At 70.8% G+C, this 25,559-nt stretch carries 16 protein-coding genes; 9 read left to right on the top strand and 7 right to left on the bottom strand.

Annotated elements, in window-relative coordinates:
* Window positions 1-7 precede the first annotated feature (7 nt).
* The 3 genes from AJAP_RS22665 to AJAP_RS22655 form a co-directional block, all read right to left on the bottom strand.
* Window positions 8-631, bottom strand: coding sequence for a response regulator transcription factor (locus tag AJAP_RS22665; protein WP_038515053.1), 624 nt, complete (start codon window positions 629-631; stop codon window positions 8-10).
* A gap of 99 nt (window positions 632-730) precedes the next feature.
* Entirely contained in the window at window positions 731-1,381 is a 651-nt protein-coding gene (locus AJAP_RS22660) for a response regulator (protein WP_038523672.1), read from the bottom strand.
* Window positions 1,382-1,386: 5 nt separating this feature from the next.
* Entirely contained in the window at window positions 1,387-2,064 is a 678-nt protein-coding gene (locus AJAP_RS22655; RefSeq protein WP_038515051.1) for a sensor histidine kinase, read from the bottom strand.
* A 363-nt stretch (window positions 2,065-2,427) separates the two neighbouring features.
* On the opposite strand from AJAP_RS22655, the gene AJAP_RS22650 reads away from it, so the two are divergent.
* Window positions 2,428-3,195 carry a dioxygenase family protein gene (locus tag AJAP_RS22650; RefSeq protein WP_038515049.1) on the top strand — a complete coding sequence of 256 codons (768 nt, stop codon included), beginning with the start codon at window positions 2,428-2,430 and terminating at the stop codon, window positions 3,193-3,195.
* A 526-nt stretch (window positions 3,196-3,721) separates the two neighbouring features.
* Here the strand turns inward: AJAP_RS22650 and AJAP_RS22645 are convergent.
* The gene (locus AJAP_RS22645) at window positions 3,722-4,957 is read right to left on the bottom strand and encodes an RNA polymerase sigma factor (RefSeq protein WP_038515047.1); all 1,236 of its coding nucleotides are present in this window, start codon (window positions 4,955-4,957) and stop codon (window positions 3,722-3,724) included.
* The gene (locus AJAP_RS22640) at window positions 4,954-5,400 is read right to left on the bottom strand and encodes a YciI family protein (protein WP_228694560.1); all 447 of its coding nucleotides are present in this window, start codon (window positions 5,398-5,400) and stop codon (window positions 4,954-4,956) included. Before AJAP_RS22640 ends, AJAP_RS22645 begins: the two co-directional genes overlap by 4 nt.
* A gap of 290 nt (window positions 5,401-5,690) precedes the next feature.
* Between AJAP_RS22640 and AJAP_RS22635 the strand changes: the two genes are divergently transcribed.
* From AJAP_RS22635 to AJAP_RS22625, 3 genes are read left to right on the top strand one after another with little or no spacing between them, the layout of a single operon-like run.
* Window positions 5,691-6,203, top strand: a complete 513-nt coding sequence (locus AJAP_RS22635) for a DUF2231 domain-containing protein (RefSeq protein ID WP_038515044.1) — start codon at window positions 5,691-5,693, stop codon at window positions 6,201-6,203.
* Between the two features lie 36 nt (window positions 6,204-6,239).
* Window positions 6,240-6,641 carry a hypothetical protein gene (locus AJAP_RS22630; RefSeq protein WP_038515043.1) on the top strand — a complete coding sequence of 134 codons (402 nt, stop codon included), beginning with the start codon at window positions 6,240-6,242 and terminating at the stop codon, window positions 6,639-6,641.
* Between the two features lie 40 nt (window positions 6,642-6,681).
* On the top strand, window positions 6,682-7,872 hold the full coding sequence (locus tag AJAP_RS22625; RefSeq protein ID WP_038515041.1) for an NAD(P)/FAD-dependent oxidoreductase: 1,191 nt from the start codon (window positions 6,682-6,684) through the stop codon (window positions 7,870-7,872).
* A 27-nt stretch (window positions 7,873-7,899) separates the two neighbouring features.
* On the opposite strand, the gene AJAP_RS22620 is transcribed toward AJAP_RS22625, so the two are convergent.
* Window positions 7,900-8,700, bottom strand: coding sequence for an SAM-dependent methyltransferase (locus AJAP_RS22620; protein ID WP_038515039.1), 801 nt, complete (start codon window positions 8,698-8,700; stop codon window positions 7,900-7,902).
* 249 nt (window positions 8,701-8,949) lie between these two features.
* On the opposite strand from AJAP_RS22620, the gene AJAP_RS22615 reads away from it, so the two are divergent.
* The gene (locus tag AJAP_RS22615; RefSeq protein WP_084098299.1) at window positions 8,950-9,729 is read left to right on the top strand and encodes a S1 family peptidase; all 780 of its coding nucleotides are present in this window, start codon (window positions 8,950-8,952) and stop codon (window positions 9,727-9,729) included.
* 52 nt (window positions 9,730-9,781) lie between these two features.
* Here AJAP_RS22615 and AJAP_RS22610 read toward each other — a convergent pair whose 3' ends face one another.
* Complete coding sequence (locus tag AJAP_RS22610) at window positions 9,782-10,759, bottom strand: hypothetical protein (RefSeq protein WP_038515037.1); 978 nt, start codon at window positions 10,757-10,759, stop codon at window positions 9,782-9,784.
* Window positions 10,760-11,542: 783 nt separating this feature from the next.
* Here AJAP_RS22610 and AJAP_RS22605 point away from each other — a divergent pair.
* The 4 genes from AJAP_RS22605 (at window position 11,543) to AJAP_RS22585 (ending at window position 25,392) form a co-directional block, all read left to right on the top strand.
* Complete coding sequence (locus AJAP_RS22605; RefSeq protein ID WP_228694559.1) at window positions 11,543-12,631, top strand: IS110 family RNA-guided transposase; 1,089 nt, start codon at window positions 11,543-11,545, stop codon at window positions 12,629-12,631.
* Window positions 12,632-13,221: 590 nt separating this feature from the next.
* Window positions 13,222-16,617 (top strand): beta-ketoacyl synthase N-terminal-like domain-containing protein, encoded by a 3,396-nt coding sequence (locus AJAP_RS22595; protein ID WP_267284087.1) that lies wholly within the window; start codon window positions 13,222-13,224, stop codon window positions 16,615-16,617.
* Entirely contained in the window at window positions 16,614-20,066 is a 3,453-nt protein-coding gene (locus AJAP_RS22590) for a non-ribosomal peptide synthetase (RefSeq protein ID WP_038515033.1), read from the top strand. Before AJAP_RS22595 ends, AJAP_RS22590 begins: the two co-directional genes overlap by 4 nt.
* Before the next feature lie 13 nt (window positions 20,067-20,079).
* Window positions 20,080-25,392, top strand: a complete 5,313-nt coding sequence (locus AJAP_RS22585) for a type I polyketide synthase (protein WP_038515031.1) — start codon at window positions 20,080-20,082, stop codon at window positions 25,390-25,392.
* Window positions 25,393-25,559 lie beyond the last annotated feature (167 nt).

The raw sequence follows: 25,559 nt of genomic DNA, 5'->3' as shown, positions 1-25,559 counted from the left end.
ACGCCGATCAGATCAATCCCTCGCGCAAGGCGAACGCGACGGCGTGCGCGCGGTTGCGGAGCTGGAAACGGTTGGTGATGTCGTGCAGGATCGATTTCACCGTCCGCTCGGAATAGCTCAGCTGGTCGGCGATCTCCTTCGTCTCGAAGCCGTCGGCGACCATCCGCAGCACCTTGGTCTCGCGTTGGGACATCCCGGCCAGATCCCAGCCGTTCGGTTGCAGCACGTCCCGCTGCAACCGGGACACCCTGGACAGCAGGCGGCCGAGCAGATCGGGCGGCAGCGCGCCTTCCCCGGCGGCCGCGGCCTTGACCAGCCGCACCAGGGTGTCGGGGGTTGCGTCGGCCCGCCGGATGATCGCGGAGACACCGTTGCCCACGACGTCCAGCAGCTCCGAGTCGTCCACCTCCCCGGCGACCAGGACGACCCCGGCGCAACCGGCGCAGTGGAGGCTGCGGAGCAACTGCCGTGCCTCCTCGTTCAGCCGCTCGACGATGACCAGTACGACGGCCGGCTCGTCGGTGTCGTCGGCGAAGCGGATCTCAGGGCGTGCGCGCAGCGCGGCGGTGACACCCGCGTGCGTGATGGTGTCGGTGGCATGGAGCAGCACCGGGATCTGGTCGACGAGCATCGATGAACCCCTCCCGCGAACGGCGTTTCGTCATTCCCAAGGATCGTGCGGACGGGGTGTCGCGAACAGGGATCCGGAGTCCCGATATGTCCCGCTTTGCTACTCCGATCGAGCGACGCCCGCCTTCCTGATCTTGGCGATCGCCTGGGCCCGGTCGGTGACCTGGAGCTTGCGGAAGATGTGGGACACGTGGTTCCGCACGGTTTTCGGGCTGAGCACCAGCTGGTCGGCGATGGAGGCGTTGCCCATGCCCTGCGCGATGAGCCGCATGATCTCCCGCTCGCGCGCGGTCAGCTTCGGGAAGGACTCGTCACGCGGGGATTCCGTGCCCAGCAGGGAAAGCACCTGGGTCGCGATCGCCGGGCTGAAGATCGCCTCGCCGTCGCCGATCACCCGTACCGCGCGGACGACCTGCTCGTTGCGCGCCCCCTTGAGCAGGTAACCGCGCGCACCCGCGCGCATGGCGGCGAACACCGCGGCTTCGTTCTCGAACATCGTCAGCATGAGCACACCGGTGTGCGGGCAGGCCTTCACGATCCGGCGGGTCGCCTCGACGCCGTCGAGGTCCGGCAGGTTCAGGTCCATCAGGATGACGTCGGGTTCCAGCCTGCCCGCTTCCGCGACCGCGGTGAGACCGTCGGCGGCCTGCCCGACGACATCGATGCCCTGGGTACCGTCGAGCATCGCGCAGATGGCCGTCCGGAAGGCGGGATGATCGTCCACCACGAGGACGCGGAGCGGCGGGAACATCGCGTTCACTCCTGGGTGGCGAGCGGCAGCCAGGCGGCGATCCGGGTGCCACCCGAGGGCACCGGCTCGACCACGCAGCCACCGCCGAGATCGACGGCGCGTTCCCGCATCGACCGCAGCCCGGTCCCGCCGACCACGGACGGCGTCTCCCCGCCCGTCCCGACCCCGTCGTCGACGATCTCCACGCGCAGGTCGCCGTCCAGCGGCCAGAGACGCACCGTGCACTGCCGGGCACCGGAGTGGCGGGCGATGTTCACGAGCGCCTCGCGGATGATCCGGTACGCGGCGACCTCCACCGTGGCCGACAGCGGCGGCAGCTCGCGGCGGACCTCGACGGTCACCGCGAGTGGACCGTGTTCGGCGGGTACCCGGTCGGCGAGCATGCCGGCATATCGGCGCACGGCCGTGACGAGGCCCGCCTCGTCGAGCGCGGGCGGGCGCGCGTCGGTCACGATGCGGCGCAGTTCGGTGATGGCGCCGTAGAGCTCCTCCTCCAGCCGGGAGAGGAGACGCTCGGCCCCGGCTCGGTCGCGGACGAGCAGATCACGGGCCGCGCGCAGGCCGAGCACGGCCACGGCGAGGGTCGGCCCGACGCCGTCGTGGAGGTCGCTGAGCACCGTCCGGAGCCGGTCCTCGTACCCGGCAGGATGAACGACGTCGGTGACGACGAATGTCCGGCGCATTGTCTCCCCCGTCGGGCGGTGGCGCGGCTCGGTGGTGCGTAGCGTGCTGGTCACTCGCTGTACTAGTCGCGGAACCCGCTCCCGGCGTTTCCCCGCCTGCCGCGAGTTCAGGTAACGGTTTGGAGCCGATGCGGACGCCTGCCCCGGCGGCCGCGAACCGTGCGGCGGCGAAATGCCGTAATAGGGGTTCGAGAATTCGGGTCATAAAATGATGGTGCTCGCTTCGAAGTATGATGCGCGCGAGTGAACTTTCTCGACAGTGGACGGGCCGTCACGGACAATCGGTTCCGCGCGGCACCCTGCGAGCAAATCCTTCTGTTGCGCTCAGTTCCCTGCTCCCATCATTTGGCGAAAAGGAACCCTATGCATGACGATGACGAACCAGTAGGCCGGGTGCTCGGCAGGCGGCAGGCGTTGATTCTGCTCGGCGCCGCCGGTGCGACACTCGCCGCCGCGGGCTCCGCCACGGCGAGCACCACCACCTCCACCGAGGGCACCCCCGAGGTCTGCACGCTGGATTGTGTGGTCAAGCCAGAGCAAATGGAGGGTCCGTACTTCGTAGACGAGCGGCTCAACCGCTCCGATATCCGCAGTGAACCGTCCACCGGACAACTGGTTCCCGGTACCCCGCTGGTAATCAATTTCACCGTTCAGCAGGTTCGCCAGCAGCAGTGCACCGCGCTGTCGGGGGCGATGATCGACCTCTGGCAGTGCGACGCTTTCGGGCTGTATTCGGACATTCCGTCCCAGGGCAGCCGCGGCCGCCGTTTCCTGCGCGGTTATCAGAACACCGACCAGGCGGGCACGGCCCGGTTCACCACCATTCTTCCCGGCTGGTACACCGGACGCACACTGCATATCCACGTCAAAATACGCACCATCGGAACCAACGGCCGCCCGTACGAGTTCACGTCGCAGCTCTACTTCACGCCCGAGTTCGGCGCGGCCTATCTGCGGACAGACCCGTACCGGCGGAAAGGCCCGGCCGACACGACCAACAGCCGGGACTCGATCTACCGCAACGGCGGATCCCAGATGCTGCTGCGTCCACAGCAGTCCGGAACCGGCTACACGGCGGACTTCGCCATCGGGCTCGACCTGTCGAACACGCAGGTCGGCCGTCCCGACTAGCCCGCCCGACTCGGTCCGAAGGCTCCCTTCGTCGCATCAGACGCGGCGAAGGGAGCCTTCGGCCCGGTGACTCAGATCGCGGCCCGGGCAGTCTTTCACCGGTCAGGGCGGCCGCTCGGATGTTCTTGTCCGTCGCGGCGGGGCTTACCAGCACGGCGTGACGCAGGTTCCGCGCCACGTCTCCGTGGTCGGTTTTTCGTCCTTCACTGAGAAGGAAGCCGGGGAACCGGTAGCCGAACCGGTGCAGCGACCTGGTCCCGGTCTCCAGCTGGCCGTCGCGCAGGACGAAGCCGAAGGCGTTGGCGAGCCGGTTGACGATGTTCCAGACGAAGGTGGCGTCGATCGAGTCGGGATCTCGGCTGACGGCCTCCAGAAACGTGCGGACGGCCGTGAGCTCGGCGTGGGTGACGGCGCAGAACGGGCATTCGTGCAGCCGTGCGGTGGACATGGCGAGGTCTTCGCGTTCGCCGGCGGTCCAGTGGGACGGCCCGCGCATCGCGTCGGCCGTGGTCGAGAATGGACAGTCTCATCGGGACTCCACGGTGCCGAGTTCGGCCAGCCGCTTGGTGAGATAGCGCCGGTCGGCGGGTTTGACGGCGAGTGCGTGCGCGCGCCGGTACGCGGCCGCGGCGTCGGCGCTCCTGCCGAGGCGCCGCAGGAGATCGGCGCGGGCGGCGTGCAGGAGGTGGTACCGGTCGAGGCCCTCGATGTCGTCGATGAGCACGAGGCCGTCCGCCGGGGTGGTGGCCATGGCGACCGCGACCGCGTGGTTCAGGGCGACGACGGGGGAGGGGCTCAACTCCAGCAATCGTTCGTAGAGACCGGCGATCCCCGCCCAGTCCGTCTCGTCGGCCGTCGGCGCTTGGGCGTGCAGCACGGCGATGGCGGCCTGCAGCTGATACGGACCGGGGTTTCCGTGGCGCAGCGCCCGGTCGAGCAGCCCGACGGCCTCGGCGATCTCGGCCCGGTCCCATCGCGACCGGTCCTGGTCCGCGAGCAGGACGACGTCCCCGTCGGGCCCGTAGCGCGCCGCGGCGCGGGAATCCTGCAGCAGGAGCAACGCGGCCAGGCCGAGCGCCTCCGGCTCGTCGGGCATGAGCGCGGCGACGAGTTCGGCGAGCCGGATCGCCTCCCGTTGAAGCTCCCGGAACTCCGGCTGGTCGCCGTCGGCGGTGTAGCCCTGGGTGAAGATCACGTAGACCACCGCGAGGACTCCGGAGAGCCGTTCCGGCAGAAGGTGATCGGCGGGAACGTCGAGGCTGATCCCTGCGTCGCGGATCTTGCGTTTCGCCCGCACGAGTCGCTGCGCCAACGTCGCCTCACCGACCAGGAACGTGCGCGCGATCTGTCCCGCGGTCATCCCGGCCACCGCCTGCAAGGTCAACGCGACCCGCGCTTCCTCGGCCAGCGCGGGATGGCAGCAGGTGAAAATGAGACTGAGCCGCTCGTCCCCGACGCCGAGCAGGCTTTCCTCTCCGATGTCCATTCGCGTCACCTCCGGCGGAAACCCCAACTCGGCGAGTTTTTCCTGACCGCGGCGCGCTCGGCGCAGCCGGTCGATCGCGCTGTTGCGCGCCGCGGTCAGCAACCAGGCCACCGGATCGTCCGGAGCCGCATCACCCCATTTGCCCACGGCGAGCGCGCACGCGTCCTGCAGGGCGTCCTCGGCGAGTTCGAAGTCGCCGAGCACCCGGACCAGCGCGGCGAGCATCCGGGATCGATGCTCGCGATACGTCTCCGACAAGACCGGCGCCGACGTCATACGCCGGTCGCCGCCCGGTGGTCGAGAGCAGGCACTCCGGCGATCGGGCGCACCTCGATCGTGCCGTCTTCGGCCATCGGGCACAGCGCCGCCAGCTCCAGCGCCACCTCGAGACCGGGACAGTCGAGCACGTAGGTGCCGCCGAGGTGTTCGTGGGTTTCGGGGAACGGGCCGTCGGTGACGAGCGTCTTGCCCTCGCGGACCCTGACCGTGGTCGCGGTGTGCTCGCCCTGCAGCGGATGCCCGGACACGAAGGCGCCGCGGCGGCGGCACTCGTCGGCGAACGCGTTCACCCGGGCCAGTGCCTCGGGGAAGCGCGGGTCCTGCGGCTCCGGGCGATCGCAGTTGTAGATCAGCAGCATGTACAGCACATGTCCTCCACTCGCCGGTGTCGATCTGTCGAAGAGGATGACGAACGGGTCGACGGTAACTCGACAGGTCACCGGACACTTGTTTCGGCGGTGGAGGCGCGGTGCCCGCGTGACTGGTCCGGTCACCGAGGGGTGTGTGGAAATAGGGACATTGAACGTCCCTGTTTCCACACACCCCTCACCCGCGGTGACACCCACGCGCCCCCGGCCACGTCGAGTAGCCACGGCGGTGAAGGCGCGACCCTGAACCCCTTCGATAACACCGTCATCCGTTGGACCAACTCCGATCGGGTGTCGTCTACCTGTGGACTTGACCGCCGACAAGAATAAAACCAAACTTCGTTGGCGAAAAGGAGTCCATCATGACGAACGACGCAGAGCAGGCGAAGAGACCGGTGAGCGCCGCGCTGGCCGGCCCCTACGGGCATCCGCTCCACCCGATGCTGGTGACCGTCCCGATCGGCGCGTGGGTCTCCAGCCTGGCGTTCGACGTCGCGTCGCTGATCGTGGACGATCCGGGATTCCTGGCCCGCGGATCGGTCTGGCTGATCGCGCTCGGCGTCGTCGGCGCGCTCGCCGCGGCCATGGTCGGCACCCTCGACCTGTTCGCGATCCCGTCCGGTACGCGAGCGTTCCGGACGGGGTTGACGCATATGGGCCTCAATCTCGCGGTCACCGCCGCCTACACCGTCGGCTTCTTCTGGCGCCGAGCCGCCTCGGACGAGGCCGGGCCGGTCGGCATCGGCCCGCTCGTGCTTTCCGCGGCGGCGTTCGTCGTGCTCGCCGCGTCGGGGTATCTCGGCGGCAAGCTGGCGTACCGCTACGGCGTCCGCGTCGCCGCCGAGTCCACTCAGGCAGAGGGCTTCACGGCCTGAAAGCCCGTTCCCGCCACCACATCGAGGAGACAGAACATGGACATCGCCGCGCTGGTCGCCTGGCTGGTCACCGCAGTGGGTGGCTTCGTCATGCTGGGCACCTGGATCGCCAAGGGCGGCACCCGGGAACCGGAACGCAGCAGGTTCTCGCCGGGGCTGGTCTTCGGCCACTTCGCCCTCGCCGCGGCCGGACTGGTGCTGTGGATCGTGTACCTGTTCGCGGGCTCGGCGGTGCTGGCGTGGATCGCGTTCGTCCTGCTCGTGCCGATCGCCTTGCTGGGCTTCACGATGTTCGCTCGCTGGCTGCCCGGCCACCGATCCGGCGCCGCGGCTCCCGAGCAGCATTTCCCCGTAGTCGTGGTCGCGGCGCACGGACTGGTCGCGGTCGCGACCGTGGTCCTGGTGCTGCTCGCCGCCCTGGGCGTCGGCGGCAGCTGACCCCGTACCCCGGTACTCCCAACCCTTGAGGAGTGGATAAGTGGAATCGCCGACGTTTGTGATCATCGGTGCCGGCCTTGCCGGTGCGAAGGCCGCGGAAGCCTTACGTGACAAGGGATTCGACGGGCGGATCGTGCTGCTCGGCGACGAGGGGCAGCGTCCGTACGAGCGGCCGCCGCTCTCGAAGGACATGCTCACCGGAAAAGCCGACAGCGCCTTCGTGCACGACGAGGGTTGGTACTCCGGCCACGAGGTCGACCTGCGGCTCGGCGACCGCGTGACCGCGATCCACCGGGCGGCCCACGAGGTCGAGCTCGCCGGCGGCACCCGGGTCGGCTACACCAAGCTTCTGCTGGCGACTGGGGCCGAACCTCGCGTCCTGCCGGGTATGGAGGGCGCGCTCACGCTGCGCCGCCTCGGTGACTCCGAGCGGCTGCGGCAGGTGCTGGCGACGGGGTCCCGGCTCGCCGTGGTCGGCGCGGGGTGGATCGGTCTCGAGGTCGCGGCGGCGGCCAGGCAGGCCGGTCTCGACGTGACGGTGCTGGAAGCACTCGAGTTGCCACTGCTGCCCGTGCTGGGGCCCGACGCGGCCAAGGTGTTCGCGGACCTGCACACCGCGCATGGCGTCGACCTGCGGCTCGGGGCCAAGGTGGCCGGAACGGGCGCGAAGCACGTCAGTCTCGCCGACGGCACCCGCGTCGATGCCGACGCCGTCCTCGTCGGGATCGGCGCGATCCCGAACACCGCGCTGGCCGAAGCCGCCGGACTGACGGTGGACAACGGCGTCCGCGTCGACGCGCACCTGTGCACCAGCGACCCGGACATCTTCGCCGCAGGGGACGTCGCCAACGCCGATCACCCGTTCCTCGGCCGGGTCCGGGTGGAGCACTGGGCGAACGCGCTCAAACAGCCCGCAGTCGCGGCCGCCGGGATGCTCGGCAAGGACGAAACCTACGACGAACTCCCGTATTTCTTCACCGACCAGTACGACCTCGGGATGGAGTACCTCGGCCACAACGCCGGTCACGACCGTGTCGTCTTCCGCGGCGACGTCCAGGCCCGGGAGTTCATCGCCTTCTGGCTCAAGGAAGTCCGGGTGCTGGCAGGGATGAACGTCAACGTCTGGGACGTCGGCGACCCGATCAAGGCCTTGATCCGCGGCGGACGGCCGGTGGACCCCGACCGGCTCGCCGATACCTCGGTGCCACTCGCGGAGGTCGCCGTCGGCTGAACCCGGAGGAGCGGCGGGGTCGGACGCTCAGGCTTTGCGTCCGACCCCGGCGTAGACGTCGTCCGGCTCGACGTCGCGGAGGCCCGGTTCCGCATGCCACAGCGGCGCGCTCACGACACCGGGTTCGACCAGGTCCAGCCCGTCGAAGAGGGCGGTGACCTCTGCGTAGGGGCGGAAATACATGGGGTCTCGGCTGTTCTTCATCGCCTCGGTGACCGCCGCCATCGCCTCGGGCGCGTGGTCGGCGGTCAGATGCGACAGTGCGACCAGGCTGCCGCTCGGCAGCGTTTCGCGGTAGCGGGCGACGATCTCGGCGGGGCGCAGATTGTCCGGGATGAAATGGAAGACGGCCACCATGAGCAGCCCGATCGGCCGGTCGAAGTCCAGCATCCCTTGCGTCGCGGCGGAATTCAGCACATCCTCGGGTCGGCAGAGGTCCGCCTCGACGACGGCGGCGTTCGGGTTCCCGTCGAGGATGAGGCGGCTGTGGGCGACGGCGACCTTGTCGTAGTCGACGTAGACCACCTTGCAGCCGGGGTCCATGTCCTGCGCGATCTCGTGCACGTTGCCGACGGTCGGGATCCCCGAGCCCAGATCGAGGAACTGGGTGATGCCCTGGCCGACCATGTATCGCACGGCACGGCGGAGGAACGCCCGGTTGGACGCGGCGACCCGGCGTCCGGACGGCAGGACGGCCACGACCTTCTCCCCGACGGCGCGGTCGGCGTCGAAGTTGTGGCTGCCGCCGAGCAGCCAGTCGTAGACCCGGGCCGCACTGGGCAAGCGGACGTCGACACCCTCTGGAACCCGTTCACTCTGCACGGACACCCCACACCTCACAACGCATCGGCCGGCGGAACCCCTTCGTCCCCAGCACCGTACCGACTCCGATGCCCGTGACAAGCCGGTCATGGCCGAAGGAGCGGACGCCGGCCGGGACACCCATCGTGTGGCGCGGTCACGCTAGGTCGGCCATTCGGCCGATGTCGACCCGGCCGATGAGCCGATCCAGTCATGATCTTCGCCCCATAGTGTGACGACTGTCAGTAATTCGTCGTCTACGGGGAGATCACGATAATGCTTCGCAAAACAGGGGTACTGGCGGTCGGACTGGCCGCAGCGGGAGCGATGCTGATCCCGGGGGTCGCTTCGGCGGCCGGCGGGCCGACACCCTTCGTCATCGGCGGGCACGACGCCACTGAGGACTACTCGTTCATGGTGTCGCTGCAGCAGGGCGGCAACCATTTCTGCGGTGGTTCGCTGATCAGTGAGAACTGGGTGGTGACCGCTGCGCATTGCGTGAAGGGGGCGCAGCCGGGGGAGATCAGGACCAGGATCGGGGCGCGGCAGCACAACAGCGGAGGCACCGAGACCGGCGTCAGCCGGATCATCGTGCACCCGGACTTCGTCGGGCAGAACCCGCCGGGCGGGGACATCGCGTTGGTGCGGTTGGACAAACCGGTGACCGAAAAACCGATCAAGATCGCCCAGGCGGTGGGCGACGCGGGGACGGCGACCCGGATCCTCGGCTGGGGTGAGCACTGCGCCGACCAGACCTGCGGGGCGCCGGAGATCCTCCAGGAGCTGGACACCAAGGTCAGGCCGGCGGAGGAGTGCCGCAATCTGGCCACGGGCAAGGAGATCTGCACCGGTTCCGACACGCCGGACGCGATGGGCTGCTACGGCGACTCGGGCGGGCCGCAGATCAAGGGCAGGCCGGGCGAGTGGGAACTGGTGGGTGCCACCAGCCGCGACGGTGACGCGGACCCGAAATGCGCCAGCGGCCTGGGCATCTGGACCGATGTGACGGTGTACCGGGACTGGATCGCCGAGCAGCAGGCGAGCAGCGTGGCGTGACGAACGGGCGAGGACGGTGATGAGACCGTCCTCGCCCGTTCACCGCGATCTGTCATCGGGGCGCGAGTTGCTCCAAAGAGGACAGTGGCGCCTTGTGCAGGTTCGAGATGATGTTCCTCGGCTTGTCCGCGGCCTTGCTGTAGTAGTGCGCGCCGGACTCGAACGCCAGGTAGACGTTGCTGCCGTAGACCGTCAGCCCCTCGGACATGCTCGGCGCGCGGAAGCAGTGCTTCTTGGCCGTGTCCAGGTCCTTGTCGCCGGCGCCGCGCCGGACGACGTAGATGTTGCTGCGGTTGTTCCTGCCATGCGAAGTGCTGTAGATGAACAGGTCCTTGGTGACGATGAGACCCTGCGTCTTCGTCGGCACCTCCCACGACCCCGGCCGGTAGCCCAGTTTGCCGTCGGCCCCGACGGTGTACGAGTGCATCAGGCCGCGCTTGGCGTCTTCGAATTTGCCTGCCCACAAGGTGTTGGTCGGGCCGTGGCTGGTGAGGAACGAGGAGGCGTAGACGGTCTGAGCCTTCCCCTCCTGCTCGATGGGCAGCGACTTCTTGATCGCGTTCTTGAGCTTCGCCAGCGAGTACTTGCGGATCGTGTCGCCCTTGCCCGACACGAACGCCCAGCCCTGCTTCTCGAACACGGCGATCCCGCCGACGTGCGAGTACGCGAGCAGCGCCTGACCGACCTGCTTGCCGGTCTTGGCGTCGATGCCGATGATGATCGCGCTGCGGTGACCCGACTCGTACGAGGTGACCAGGATCAGGTCGTTCGACCCGTCCCAGTTCGACCAGGTCGCCGTGCCCTGGGGGATGTTGGTCTCCAACGCGGGGATGGGGTGACTCTTGCTGAAGCGGTTGTCGTAGGCGTAGGAGGCGGATTCCCCACGGTAGAAGGGCCCGTCCTTACCGCTGGACTTCGAGTCACAGGTGATGGCCGCGGCCTCAGCGGAGGCGGTGCCCACCACGGTGAGGCCGAGCAGCAGGGTGCTCGCCGCGGCGGTGATCGTCGCCTTCTTGAGTAGCGTCTTCATTCAGTCCCTTGTAGTCGTTGTGCGTCCAGTTCTCAACTGGGACTCGCGGGAGGCGCGGGCGGTTCCGTCGCCGCGTCGGCAGGCGGTCGAGTGTCCACAGAAGACATGCTCTGGCGAGCGAATCTGGCATCGAAGGCCTCCTGCCTGGTCTTCGCGGGTTTTCCGCGTGTCGAACGTGTCGCGAAAGCCACTTTCGAGACATCTGGCGTCGCGAAAGTGGCTTTCGCGACGCAGGCGCCGGCGGCGAGGTGGCCGGGGCGGGTGAGTGACCGGGGTGAAGGCTCCCTTCACCCCATCGTCGACCCGTCCGCGACCACGACACGTTGGCCTTACCCCTCAAGGGAACCGTCTCGCCACTCACGACCCCGGGTCGAAGGCTCCTTTGGCCGCGTCGGATGCGGCCAAGGGAGCTTTCACCCCGGCGGAGGCCTCGCTCACGAACACGCCACGTTTGCCTTGCCCCTCAAATAGGAGGCCGATGGGGGACGCAACACGTTCGGTGAGGTGGTCTCTCGCCGCTCTCCGCCGCGGGTGTTGCGAAAGCCACAGTGATGATGATGTGTGTGGATGGAGACCGCGGAGGGTTTGACCCGGAAAGCCACTGACGCCCTGGTTGGGGTTGTCTTGCGAAAGATCTGTGGGCTCTCTGTGGCTCTGTTCATGCACGTGACCAGGCCGGGGGATGTGACTTGATAGGAGCCTGTGCCACCAGGACACCCATCACTGTGTTGTCCATCCCCGCCGGCCCGGTACGTGCCATCCGTCGACCGATCGAGACACGGAATGGCAGAGACCAGGATGACCGATCAGCAGCATGCCGTCGACCTGACCGGGGTGACCGGCGGGGTCGATACCCATAAAGACACCCACACCGCGGCCGCGGTCGACGGGCTCGGCCGGGTGCTGGACACGCGTGTGTTTCCCGCTACCACCGCCGGCTACACCGCGCTGCTGGCCTGGCTGGGCGGGTTCGGCACGGTGACCGCGGTCGGGGTTGAGGGCACAGGCTCCTACGGCGCCGGGCTGGCCCGCCACCTGGCCGCCGAGGGTGTCCGGGTGGTGGAGGTCAACCAACCGGACCGGCATACCCGCCGCCGCAAAGGAAAGACCGACACCCAGGACGCGATCAACGCCGCCCACGCCGTGGTGTCAGGCCGCGCCGACGCGACCCCCAAGGCCGGGACCGGGCCCGCCGCGGCGATCACCGCCCTGCGCGCGGTGCTCAACAGTGCGGTCAAGTCCCGCACCGCGGCCCTCAACCAGCTCGACGCCCTGATCGTCACCGCCCCTGCCGCGCTGCGCGAATCTTTGACCCGGCTCACCGGAAAGGCCCTGATCACCGCCTGCGCCCGGCTACGGCCCTGCTCCGACCTCACCAGCCCCGCCACCGGCACCAAGACCGCGCTGCGCCGTCTCGCACGCCGCATCCAGCACCTCACCACCGAGATCACCGACGCCAAAGCCGACCTGACAGCACTGACCCAGCAAGTCCTGCCCGCCACCACCACCCTGTTCGGCGTCGGCCCCGGCACCGCCTCCCAACTCCTGGCCACCGCCGGGGACAACCCCGACCGGATCGACACCGAAGCCCGGTTCGCGCACCTCTGCGGCACCGCCCCCATCAACGCCAGCAGCGGCCGCACCGACCGCCACCGCCTCAACCGCGGCGGCGACCGCCACGCCAACGCCGCCCTCTACCGCATCGTCATCGTCCGCCTACGCCACTGCCCCCGCACCCGCGCCTACCTCGAACGCCGCACCGCCGAAGGCATTCCCAAACGCCACATCATCCGCTGCCTCAAACGCTACGTCGCCCGCGAAATCCACAAAGCCCTCACCACAGACCTAGCAAACCTCACCAACACCCCTTGACATCAATAGGAGCATCTTTCGCAACCTTCAACGTTGCGAAAGTGGCTTTCGCAACACGCCATGTCTGCCTTGCTTGCGCAAAATGCGCAAAACGGACACATCGACCTGGCTTCGCGGGGAAGGGCGGGCGAGCGCTCTCGGGTGGGTGCAACGTCGCGGCAGGTGTAAGTCTGTCTCGCGCGATCATGAAATGGCATTTCTGAATCGATTGTGGAAAATTGTCCACTTTGTTTTGGTGAATGCATTCCGTGGCACGGTGTCGGTTAATATCCGACACATTACCGAACGTAGTCGACCGAGTGTCGATGGTGGCCGAAGGATGAGTCGTGAAGATCGTCAAGGTCGCCGATTGAGCTGGAAGACGCGGCTAGCTGCGTCTTGTGGTCCAAGATCAGTGCGCCATTCGGCCCAAATCGGCGGAAATCGTATTCCTCGTCGCGGCGGATCGTCTTAACCTTGCGTAATTCTTCACCTGCATGGTCACTGGGGAGCAAGATGAAGTCCACGCCGTTGTTGTCGTGCGCCCGAAAAGCCTCGGAGCGACTGCTCGACGCCCGATGAGAGAAGCCGGCTGCGTCAGCCGATTCGATGTGCACGCCCGGAAATCGCCCGACCGGGTCGCGGTTTTCGAGCACGGCGCCGGGCTCACCTACGCCCGGCTCGCCGGGCTCGCGGGCGGCCGCGCGCTGCGGTTGCGCGACGCCGGTGTCCGGCAGGGGGAGCGGGTCGGGCTCGTCACCGGGCACGGCAGCGCCGCGATCGCGGCGATCCTCGGCACCCTCGCCGCAGGCTGCACTTACGTCCCGCTGGACCCGACCTTTCCCCGGGAACGTCTCGAGTACCAGCTCGCGGCCGCACGGGTGACCGCCGTACTCGCGGATCCCGAGTACGTCGAGCTCGCGGAGTCCTTGTGCCGCACCGGATCCGCGCGGCTCGTGCGCTCCGGCATCGAGACCGCGCCGCTCCCGGTACCCGAAACCGATCCGGACAGCCCGGCGTACGTGCTGTTCACCTCCGGGTCCACCGGCAGGCCGAAGGCCGTCGCGCAGACTCACCGCAATCTCCTGCACGTCGTCGACAACCAGATCGCCGCGCTCGGTATCACCGCGGCCGACCGGCTCAGCCTGCTCGCGTCGTTCGGCTTCGACGCGGCGATCCCGGACCTTTACCCCGCCCTGCTCACCGGCGCCGCGCTCGTGCCGGTCGACCTGCGCGCGCACGGTCTCGCCCACGCCGCACGCGAGCTGGCCAGGCATGAGGTGACCGTCTACCACTCGACGCCGACGGTCTACCGGCACCTGCTCGACGTCCTCGGCGAGACCGGCCTCCCGTCCGTGCGGACCGTGCTGCTCGGCGGCGAGCAGGCGACCCACGCCGACGTCCGCCGCGGCCGGTTCGCGCCGGACTGCGTGTTCGTCAACGGTTACGGCGCCACCGAGGTGACTTTCGCGGCGCACTACCGGACGACCGCAGCCGAGCTGGGCCCGGACGCCGACGGGCCGCTGCCGATCGGGCGTGCGCTGCCCGGGTTCACGCTCACCGTGCTGGACAGCGGTGAACTCGAAGTGCGCGGGCGGCACCTCGTCGAGGGCTACCTCGACCAGCCGAGCCCGGCGTTCGGGGTGACGGCCGACGGCGGCCGCCGCTACCGGACCGGTGACCTCGGGCGGCTGCTGCCGGACGGGAACCTCGTCTGCCTCGGCAGGCTCGACCGGCAGGTCAAGATCCGCGGTTTCCGGGTCGAGCTGACCGAGATCGAGGCCCGCCTCGCCGAACAGCCCGGCGTGGCCGAGGCCCGCGCGATCGTGCGCGACGGCGACCTGCTCGCCTACGTGACCGCGGACGGCCCGCGTCCGGACGGCCGGGCCTTGCGGGCCGCGCTGTCGGACGTCCTGCCCGGCTACTCGGTCCCCGCCGCCGTCGCGGTGCTGGACGGTTTTCCGCTGACCGTCACTGGGAAACTCGACGAGCTGGCGCTGCCGGACCCGCGGGCGGCCGCGACCGTCCCGGACGAGCGGCTGACCCCGGACGAGGAACGCGTGCACCGGATCTGGTGCGCCGTCCTGGGCCGTGACCGGGTCGGGCGCAGCGAGGCGTTCTTCGACGCCGGCGGCGACTCGCTGCGGCTCGGCCGCGTGCAGGCGGGGCTGGCCGGCGAATTCGGCGTGGACGTCCCGCTTCTCGCGCTGTTCGAGCGTACGACGATCGCCGGACAGGCAGCCTGGTTCACGGAGTCCACTTCGGACACTCTGCCGCCGGTCACCGCGGAGGAGCAGGCCGGGGATCTCATCGCCGTCGTCGGGCTGGCCTGCCGGTTCCCGGGCGCGCCGGACGCCGCGTCGTTCTGGTGGAACCTTTGCGCGGGCGTCGACTCGATCCACGACTACACCGACGACGAGCTGGCGGCGCTGGGCATCGGACCGCGCCTGCGTGCCGACCCGGCGTACGTGCGGGCGGGCGGGCGGATCGAGGGTGTCGAAGACTTCGACGCCGGTTTCTTCGGATTCACCGCCGACGAAGCCGCACGGACCGACCCGCAGCACCGCCTGTTCCTCGAAACGGCCTGGCAGGCGCTGGAGGACGCGGGCCGCGACCCCGCCGCCGAGACCGGGCCGGTCGGGGTGTTCACGAGCACCTCGGTGAACCGCTACTTCCTGTTCCACCTGTTCGGCAACCCGGCGGTGACCGGCGACATCGACCCGGACGACTGGGAGGGGCGGCTGCCCGGCCGTCAGCTCACCGACCACCTGCCCGGCCAGGTCGCCTACCGGCTCGGGCTGACCGGGCCTGCGGTGGCCGTGCAGAGCGCGTGCTCCAGTTCGCTCGCGGCGGTGGCGCTGGCCGCGCAGAGCCTCCTCGACTACCGGTGCGACGTCGCGCTGGCCGGCGGCGCGAGCGTGACGTGGCCGCGCTATCGCAGCGGCGGGCTCGTGTCGCCGGACGGCCGGTGTCGCGCGTTCGACGTCGCCGCGGCGGGTGCCGGATTCGGCTCGGGCGCCGGGGCCGTCGTGCTGCGGCGGCTGGCGGACGCGGTCGCCGACCGCGACCACATCTACGCCGTGCTGCCCGGCTGGGCGATCACGAACGACGGCGCGGACCGTGCAGGTTACGCCGTGCCGGGACCGGCCGGGCAGGCGGCCGCGGTGGCCGAGGCGCTGGCCCTCGCGGACGTCGCGCCGGACGAGGTCGCGCTGCTCGAAGCCCACGGCAGTGGCACTCCGCTGGGCGATGCGATCGAGGTGGCCGCGCTCAACCGCGTCTACCGGGACGTGTCGCCGGAAACGTGTGCGCTGGGTTCGGTGAAGACGAACATCGGGCACCTCGACGCGGCGTCCGGTATCGCCGGGCTGATCAAGGCCGTGTTGTCCGTGCGGCACGGTGTCATCCCGCCGAACCTGCACTTCACGGCCCCGCATCCGGAGGTCGATCTGGCGGGCGGCCCCTGGTACGTCCCGGCGAAGGCCGCCGACTGGCCCGACCGTGAGCGGCGGGTGGCCGGGGTCAGCTCGTTCGGCATGGGCGGCACGAACGTGCACGTGATCGTGGAGGAGGCCCCCGCCGGGCAACCACGGGCGGAGGCGAGCGGTCCGTTCGTCCTGCCGGTGTCCGCGCGTGACGCGAAGGCGTTGCGTGAGGCGGTTTCCCGGCTGCGCGACCGACTCTCCGCGGACGCGCCGGACCTCGGGGACACGGCGTACACGCTTTCGGTCCGCCGGGCGTTCGCGTGCCGGGCCGCCGTGGTGGCGGATTCGGTCGAGTCGGCGGTCGCCGCGCTCGACGCGGTGCTGGCGAACGGAACCGACGTCGAAGGCCCTGCCGGGGCAGAGCGGGACCTGGCCGTTCAGTGGGTCGCGGGCGGCGACGTCGAGTGGGCGGCGGACGGCGATCCCGGCCGGGTCCCCTTGCCGGGCTATCCGTTCCAGCGGGAGCGGCACTGGATCGACCCACCGCGTCAGCACACAACCGACCAGGAGACCCCTCGGTGACCGACACCTTGCCCGTCGTGGGTGGCCACGGCCCGCCACTGTCCTATCCGGACACCACGCTCACCGGGCTGATCCTCGCCCAGGCCGCGCGCACCCCCGATGCCGTCGCCGTCCGGCAAGGGGACGCCCGGCTGACCTACCGCGAACTGGTCGCGTCGGCGACCGGCGTCGCGCGGCTGCTGTGGTCCCGGGGTGCCGGGCCGGGCACCCGCGTCGGCGTCTGCGCCGACCGGCGCCCGGAGCTGATCTCGACCGTCGTGGGGGTGCTGCTGTCCGGGTCCGCCTACGTACCGCTCGAGCCGGGCGGCCCGAAGGCGCGGCTGGCCGAAATCGCCGCGGACGCCGAGGTCTCCCTCGTCGTCGGTGACCGCGCACGGGCCGAATTCGGTGCCACGGCGGGCATCGAGGCGCTCGACGTGCCCCCGCCCGTCGAGGAACCCGTCGAGTGCCCCGCCGGGCCGGACGACCTCGTCCACCTTCTCTACACCTCCGGCTCCACCGGCCGTCCCAAAGGCGTGCTGACCAGTCACCGCAACGTGGTCGCGTTCGTGACCGGATTCGCCGCCGCCCTCGGGATCCGGCCCGGCGCCCGCGCGCTCGGCATCTCTTCGCTCGCCTTCGACGCCTTCACGATGGACGTGTTCGTCCCGCTGACGAAGGGCGGATCGGTGCAGCTCACCGGGGTCGCCGACCGGGCGGACCCCGAACGGCTGCGGCGGTTCCTCGTCGAGCACGACGTCGAGTGGGGCTTCGTCACGCCGACACTGCTGTCCATGGTGGACCCCGCGGCCGTCCCCGGCTGGCGTGTCATCGCCTGCGGTGGCGAGCCGGTGCCCGCGGAGCTCGCCGCGCGCTGGCTGCCGGGACGGCGGTTCTTCAACGCCTACGGCCCGACCGAGACCACGGTCGTGGTCGTCACCGACGAGGTCACCGGCGTCCCCGCCGACCCGTTGCCGCTCGGCCGCCCGACGCCGAACCACCGGGCGTACGTCGTGGACACCGAGCTGCGGCCGGTCGCGCCCGGCGAGATCGGCGAGCTGCTCATCGGCGGCCCCGGCCTCGCGCTCGGCTACCTCGGCAGCCCGGAGCTGACCGCGGCGAAGTTCGTCGACGACCCGATCACGCCGGGGGAGCGGCTCTACCGCACCGGAGATCTGGCGCGCCAGCTGCCCGACGGGCGGCTCGAGTTCGCCGGGCGCGCCGACCGTCAGGTGAAGGTCCGTGGCCAGCGGATCGAACTGGGTGAGGTGGAGGCCGCGCTCACGACCCATCCGGACGTCGAAGCCGCCGCCGTGACAGCCGTTCCCGGACCGGCGGGCACCCGGCTGGTCGCCTTCGTGGCACCGGCTTCCGCACCGTCCGATGTGGACGAACTCGGCCGTGACCGGCTCACCGCGGCGATGCGGCCCGCCGCGGTCCGGGTGCTCGACCGCCTGCCGGTCAACCCGCTCACCGGCAAGATCGACCGGCCCGCGCTGCGCGATCTGGCCGAAGCGGCGCTGGCGGGCCAACAGGACCTCGGGCCGCTCGGCACCCCGGCCGAACGCGCGGTCGCGGCCATCTGGCGGCGGGTGCTCGGCGACGGCGCGGGGACGGATTTCCTGGCCTCGGGCGGGAACTCGATCGCCGCGATGCGCCTGGTCGCGGCGCTGCGGACGGAGCTCGCCGCCGACATCGCCACGGAGGACGTCCTGGCAGGCGGCACGCTCGACGGGCTCGCCCGGCGGGTCGCGGCCGCGGCGCCGCTGACCGGGCCGGGCCTGACCACCGGGCACGCGCCCACGTTGTCCCCGCAGCAGCGGCGGATGTGGTTCCTCGACCAGCTCGCCCCGGACGCCGCGCCGTACAACATCGCGATGGCGTTCCGGCTGACCGGCGCGCTGGACGTCGACGCGCTCCGCCACGCCTTGCGCGCGGTCGCCGAGCGGCACGACGTGCTCCGCTGGCGGATCCGCGCCGTCGACGGCGCGCCGGTGGCGGATCGCCTGCCGCCGTCGGACGTTCCGCTGCCGGTGGCGCCGGTGACCGAGGACGGTCTGCGGGCCCGGCTGGCCGCCGACGCCGCGACGCCGGTGCACCTCGACCGTGAAGCTCCCTGGCGTGTGCGGCTCTACCGGCTCGGCGAGACGGAACACGTGCTCGGCTTCACGCTGCATCACGCGGTGTTCGACGGCTGGTCGCAGGACCTGCTGTGCGCCGACCTGTCGGCGGCTTACCGGGGCGAGCCGCTGCCGCCGCCGGTGGCGTCCTATGCGGACTACGCGGTGTGGCGGGCCGGGCGCGACGAACGCCGCGAGGCCGTGGATGTCGCTTGGTGGAAAGAACATCTGACCGGTGCACCGACCACAGTGGACCTTCCGCGAGACCGGCCGCGCCCGGCCGTGCAGACCTACCGGGGTGCGAGCCTGCGTCAGTCCTTTCCGGACGGTGCCGCCGAATCGGTGCGGGCGCTGGCCGCCCGCACCGGCACGACCCGCGCCGGGGTGCTGCTCGCCGCGTTCGGTCAGCTTCTGCGGCGGCTCACCGGCGCGGCCGACCACCTGGTCGCCACGGTCGTCGCGGACCGGCAGCTCGCCGAAAGCCAAGACGTCGCGGGGTTCTTCGTGGACATCGTGCCGGTGCGGCTGCGGGCCGACGACGCCGCGGACTTCACCGCGCACGTCCGCGACGGCGGCGCGGAACTCCTCGCCGCGACCGCGCATCCGGCCGCGCCGGTCGAGCGGCTCGTCGAGGCGCTCGGCGTGCCCCGCGATCCCGCGCACGCGCCGCTCGTGCAGGTGATGTTCAACGTCCTGAACTTCGCCGAGCCGCGGCTCGACCTGCCCGGCGTGGCTTCGGCGTGGCTACCGGTCGACAAGCCGGGGTCGCCGTTCGACCTCACGGTGTACGTCCACGACGACGGCGTCGAACTGCTGTACAACCCGGACCTGTTCGACCACACCAGGATGGCCGGGCTCGCCGAGGACTACGTCGCCCTGCTCGGCGCGCTGGCCGCGGCGCCGGACGCGCCGGTCGGGACGAGTGTGCCGGAACTGCCGAGGGCGGGTGTCCGCACCGCCGCTCCGGCCGCGACGACCCGCGTCCGGGCACGGCCGCCGTCGGTCGCCGCGGACCCGGCGGTGCTCGCCGCGACCGAGGCCGTGATCGCTCGGGCCTGGTGCGACGTCCTCGGCGTCGCCGAAGTCGGGCACACCGACAACTTCTTCGACGTGGGCGGGCATTCGCTCGCCCTCGCCAAGGTGCACGCCCAGGTCACCGCCCGGCTCGCCCGCCGGATCCCGATGGTCGACCTGTTCACCCATCCCACCGTCCGCGCCCTCGCCGCGCACCTGCACTCCGATGGCGCCGCCAGCCTGGAGCTGGCTCGCGCCGCCGAACGCGTCGCCGCCCGCCGCGGCCGCACCCAGACCAGAAGACCCCGTCGCACCGCCGGCCCGGCCGGCCCCTGATAGGAGCACCACCGTGACCCACCTCCCCGAAACCGGCACCGGCGATCCCGGAGCCGAACCCATCGCGATCGTCGGACTCGACGTGCGCGTGCCCGGCGCGCGCGACGCGCGGCAGTTCTGGCGCAACCTCGTCGACGGCGTCGAGTCGATCGTGCCCGCCACCCGCGAGGAGATGATCGCCCGCGGCGCCGCACCGGACACAGTGGACGACCCGAGCTGGGTGAACGCCACCGCCGTGGTCGACGGCTTCGACGAGTTCGACGCGGAACTGTTCGGCATGACCAGCCGTGAAGCCGAGATCACCGACCCGCAGCACCGGCTGTTCCTCCAGTCGTGCCACGCCGCGCTGACCGACGCGGGCTACGACCCGGCCCGCTTCGACGGCGCGATCGGCGTCTACGGCGGGTCCGGGGGCACCGGCTACCTGACGGAGAACCTGCTGCGCAACGAGCGGCTCCTCGCCTCGCAGCACGGCGGGATCGGCATTTCGACCGGTAACCAGCCGAGCTACCTGACGACCTCGGTGTCGTACAAGCTCAACCTGCGCGGCCCGAGCCTCGCGGTGTTCACCGCCTGCTCGACGTCCCTGGTCGCGGTGCACCTCGCCTGCGAGGCGCTGCGCAACGGCGAGTGCGACATGGCACTGGCCGGCGGCGTCAACGTGGAGATGCCGCACGGTGTCGGCTACATGGGCGTCGACGGCTTCACCTCGCCGGACGGCCACGTGCGCGCGTTCGACGCGGACGCCAACGGCACGGTCTGGAGCAGCGGCGTCGGGGTCGTGCTGGTGAAGCGGCTGTCGCAGGCGATCGAGGACGGCGACCACATCCGGGGTGTCGTGCTGGGCAACGCGATCAACAACGACGGCGCCACCAAGGTCGGTTTCTCCGCGCCCAGCGTGTCCGGGCAGACGGAAGCGGTCGCACAGGCCGTCGGCATGGCCGGGGTCGATCCGCGCACCATCGGCTACGTCGAGGCGCACGGCACCGGCACCGCGCTGGGCGACCCGATCGAGATCACCGCACTGTCCACTGTGTACAGTAACGGGATCGCGGACACCGGCTGGTGCGCGATCGGCTCGGTGAAATCCAACATCGGCCACCTTTCGCAGGCGGCGGGCGTGGTCTCGCTGATCAAGGCCGTACTCGTCATGGAACACGGCCTGATCCCGCCGACCATCAACTACCACGAACCCAACCCCGGTATCGACTTCCCGGCGAGCCCGTTCTATCCGGCCCGCGAGGTGACGAAGTGGGAGGCGGACCGGGTGCCGCGGCGGGCGGGCGTCAGCTCGTTCGGCGTCGGCGGCACCAACGCGCACGTCGTGCTGGAGGAGGCGCCGAGCCCCCAGCGGTCCCGGACGCCGCATCCCGCGCATCTGCTGCGGATTTCGGCCAACACCACGGAAGCGCTCTCGGCCGCGGTCGACCAACTCGCCGAGCGGCTTGCCGGGGACATCGACCTCGACCTCGCCGATGTGGCGTACACCCTGGCCGCCGGGCGCACCGAGTACCCGCACCGCGCGGTCGTCGTCGCCCGTGACCCGGAGGACGCGGTCGACGGGCTGCGCGACTCCCGGCGCCTCGTGTCCGCACAAGCCGGGGAGACGAACGTCGCGTTCCTCTTCCCCGGGCAGGGTTCTCAGTACGCCGGGATGGGCGCCGAACTGTACGACGCCGAGCCGGTGTTCGCCGCGGCCGTCGACGAATGCCTGCGGCTGCTCGAAACCGAGCTGCCGGAGCTGCGCGACCTGATCTTCCGGCCCGGTGGCGAGCAGGCGCTGCGGGAAACCCGCGTGACCCAGCCCGCGCTGTTCGTCGTCGAGTACGCGCTGGCGAAACTGTGGCAGAGCTGGGGAGTGCGGCCCGCGGCGATGATCGGCCACTCGGTCGGCGAGTACGTCGCCGCCACCGTCGCCGGGGTCTTCACCCTGCCGGACGCGCTGAACCTGGTCGCCACGCGCGGCCGCCTGATGCAGTCGATGCCCGCCGGGGCGATGCTGGCCGTCCAGCTCGACGAGGAGAGCGTCGCCTCACGGCTGCCGGACACGCTCGCGATCGCCGGCGTGAACGGACCGGGCACTTGCGTCGTCGCGGGGCCGTCGGACGCGGTCGCGGATTTCGCGGCGACGCTCAAGTCCAGCGGCGTGCAGTGCCGCGAACTGGTGACCTCGCACGCGTTCCACTCGCCGATGATGGATCCGATCCTCGCCGAGTTCACCGCGGCCGTCACCGCCGTCACCCGCGCCGCGCCCGCGCTGCCGTTCCTGTCGAACGTCACCGGTGACTGGATCACCGACGCCCAGGCCACCGACCCGGCCTACTGGGCCTCGCACCTGCGTCAGGCCGTCCGGTTCGGCGACTGCGTCAAGAATCTGTTCGCGCGCGGCGGCCGGTGGGCGCTCGTCGAATGCGGGCCGGGGCATCAGCTGTCCGGGCTGTCCCGCGGCCAGGTTCCCAAGGGCATGCCCGCGCCGCAGCCGAGCCTGCCCGGCCGGACCGAGCGCATCGGCGACGTCGAAACGCTGTACGGCGCGGCCGGTCTCTTGTGGACGAACGGGGTTTCCCTCGAACCGCGGACGTTCGGTGCGCCCGGCAACCGGGTCCCGTTGCCCGGCTACCCGTACGCACGCAAGCGGTACTGGGTCGACCCGGACCCGGCGACGGCCGTCCAGCCCGTGCGGTCGACCGGTCCGTTGCCGTTGTCCGAGTGGTTCGCGGTCCCGGCGTGGCGGCAGGCGGAACCGGAGCTGAGACGCGAGCCGTTCGCGAACGCGCTCGTCTTCGCCGCCGACGACGTCCTGCCCGGTCTGCTGCGCGATGCGGGGGTGACGGTCACCGAGGTGCGCCCTGGCGACGGCTTCGCCGCGACGGAGACCGGATTCACCGTGCGGCCCGGGGTGCGCGAGGACTACGACGCCCTCGTGGCCGCGCTGTCCACCCGGCCCGAGCGGGTCGTCCACGCTTGGACGCTGGCCGGGGACGAGCGCGGTATGGCCGCCCAGGACCACGGGTTCTTCAGCGTGCTCAACCTTGTCCAGGCGTGGGGCGAGCCGGTGCGGATCGACGTGCTGAGCACCGGCACCGCCGACGTCGCCGGCACCGATCTGACCCGGCCCGAGCACGCGACCCTCGCCGGGATCGCGCGGGTGGTGCCGCTGGAGGTGCCGGGCACGGTGGTGCGCCGGATTGACACCGATCGCTTGCAGGACGCCATCGCCGAGCTGTTCCGCCCGGCCGACGCGGCGGCCGAGGTCGCGCTCCGGGCCGGTCGTCGCTGGGTGCTGGACTACACCCAGCTCGCCCTGCCCGAGGCCGCCGAACCGGTGCTGCGCGACGGCGGCCGGTACCTGATCACGGGCGGGACCGGCGGTATCGGCATCACGCTCGCCGAGGACCTCGCCCGCCGGGTGCGGGCGAAGCTCGTGCTGCTCACGCGCGCCGGGCTGCCGCCGCGGGCGGAGTGGGACGCGCACCTCGCCGCGCACGGCGGCACCGACCGCGCCGGGCGCGCGATGCTCGCCGTGCGGCGGATGGAGGCCGCGGGCGCGGTGGTGCACGTCGTCGCCGCCGACGTCACCGACGCGGCGCGGCTGCGCGAGGTGCGTGAGCTGGCCGAGCGCGAGTTCGGCGGTCTCGACGGGATCGTGCACGCTGCCGGGCTGCCCGGCGGCGGCGTCGCCGAGGTGAAGGAGCGGGCGGCGGCCGAGGCCGTGCTTGCCCCGAAGATCGCCGGGACACTGGCGCTGGCCGAGGCGTTCGCCGACCTGCCGATGGACTTCGTCGCGCTGTGCTCGTCGATCACCGCGGCGGTGGGCGGCATCGGACAGGTCGACTACTGCGCCGCCAACAACTTCCTCGACGCCTACGCGCGGGGCGGCCACGGCTGGCGGGCGCGGCTGGTGTCGCACGCCTGGGGTGGCTGGGACGAGGTCGGCATGGCCGCGGAGGTGGCCGCGCCGACGACGATCCGCACCACCCGGTCGCGGGCGCTCGGCCCGGTCGAGCACCCCGTGCTCACCACGCGCACCGAGGACGGCGCGCACGGGCTCGTCTCGGCAGCCACGCACTGGCTGCTCGACGAGCACCGGATCGCCGGGGTGCCGGTGGTCCCGGGCACGGGACACCTGGAGACCGTCCGCGCGGCGGTGGCCGCGGCGCTGCCGAAACCTGGCGACGGACACGTCGTCGAGCTGCGGGACGTCGCGTTCCTGGAGCCCTTCGGCGTCCCGGACGGCTCCACCGCGGAGTACCGCGTGGAGTTCGACGGCGACGAATTCACCGTGACCAGCCACGTCGCCGGCGCGAGCCGGACCCACGTGCGCGGATCCGCCGGATGGGTCCCGGCCGTGCCGCTGTCCACTGTGGACATCGTGGCGGTGACCGGGCGGACCGAGCCGATCGACGACGGGCACGGCTTCGGCACTGGCCGTACCAGCATGGTCACCTTCGGCCCGCGCTGGGCGGCGTTGCGTGAACACCGCATCGGCGCGCAGGAGGAGCTGGCCACGATCACGGCGTCCGACGCGGCGGCGGGCGACATCGGCGTCTGGGGCCTGCACCCGGCACTCCTGGACGTCGCGACCGCGTTCGGCCGCGGTCGGGGGAGTGGCACCTACCTGCCGATGAGCTACGGCCGGATCGTCGTGCACGACGTCCTCCTGGCGAGTTTCCGCAGTCACCTGCGCTACCGCGACTCCGGCGGCGACCAGGTGGTGGCGGCCGATCTCTCGCTGTGCGACGAGACCGGCCGAGTGCTCGTCACGATCGAGGATTTCGTGCTGCGCCAGGTCGATCAGGAAGCCGTCAGCGGTGGCCTGGCTTCTGCGTCCACTGTGGACACCGCGGGCATGTCGACCGGGATCCGGCCGGTGGACGGTGCCGAGGCGTTCGTCCGGGCGCTGGCGCCCGGCCTCGGCGGGCACGTGGTGATCACCACTCTGCCGGTGCGGGAGCTGATCGAGCGCCAGGTCGGTGCCGAGGAACTGGAGGAACCCGGCGAGACGGCGGTGGTGGTGTCGGAGGACGACTACGTCGCCCCGCGCACCGAGCTGGAGGCCGAGATCGCCCGGCAGTGGACCGAGCTGCTCGGCGTGGAGAAGATCGGCGTGCACGACGACTTCTTCGCCCTCGGCGGCAACTCGCTGGTCGCCATCCAGCTCATCGCCCAGGTGCGCAAGGCCACCGGCACGCGGCTGGCGATGAAGACGCTGTTCGAAGCGTCCACCGTGGCCACCCTGGCCGAGCGCATCGAGGAACTGCGCGCCGGCAAGGCCGAGGCTCCCGCCGAATCCGCCCGGACCACCATCCCCAAGCTCGAGCGCTGAGAAGTGACTGTCATCGAGGACAAGACGAACGCGGCGTGTCCGGTCGCTCGCATGCCCACCGGCCCCGGTGTCGCGAAAGCCACTTTCGGGGCATCAGACGTCGCGAAAGTGGCTTTCGCGACACTTCCGAACCTCCGTCGCCCACGTGGGCCGCGAGGCCTGCGGCG

The organism is Amycolatopsis japonica, from assembly GCF_000732925.1.
GTDB lineage: Bacteria > Actinomycetota > Actinomycetes > Mycobacteriales > Pseudonocardiaceae > Amycolatopsis > Amycolatopsis japonica.
Note: the sequence above shows the minus strand (reverse complement) of the source record. Positions and strands in the feature narration are given on the sequence as shown.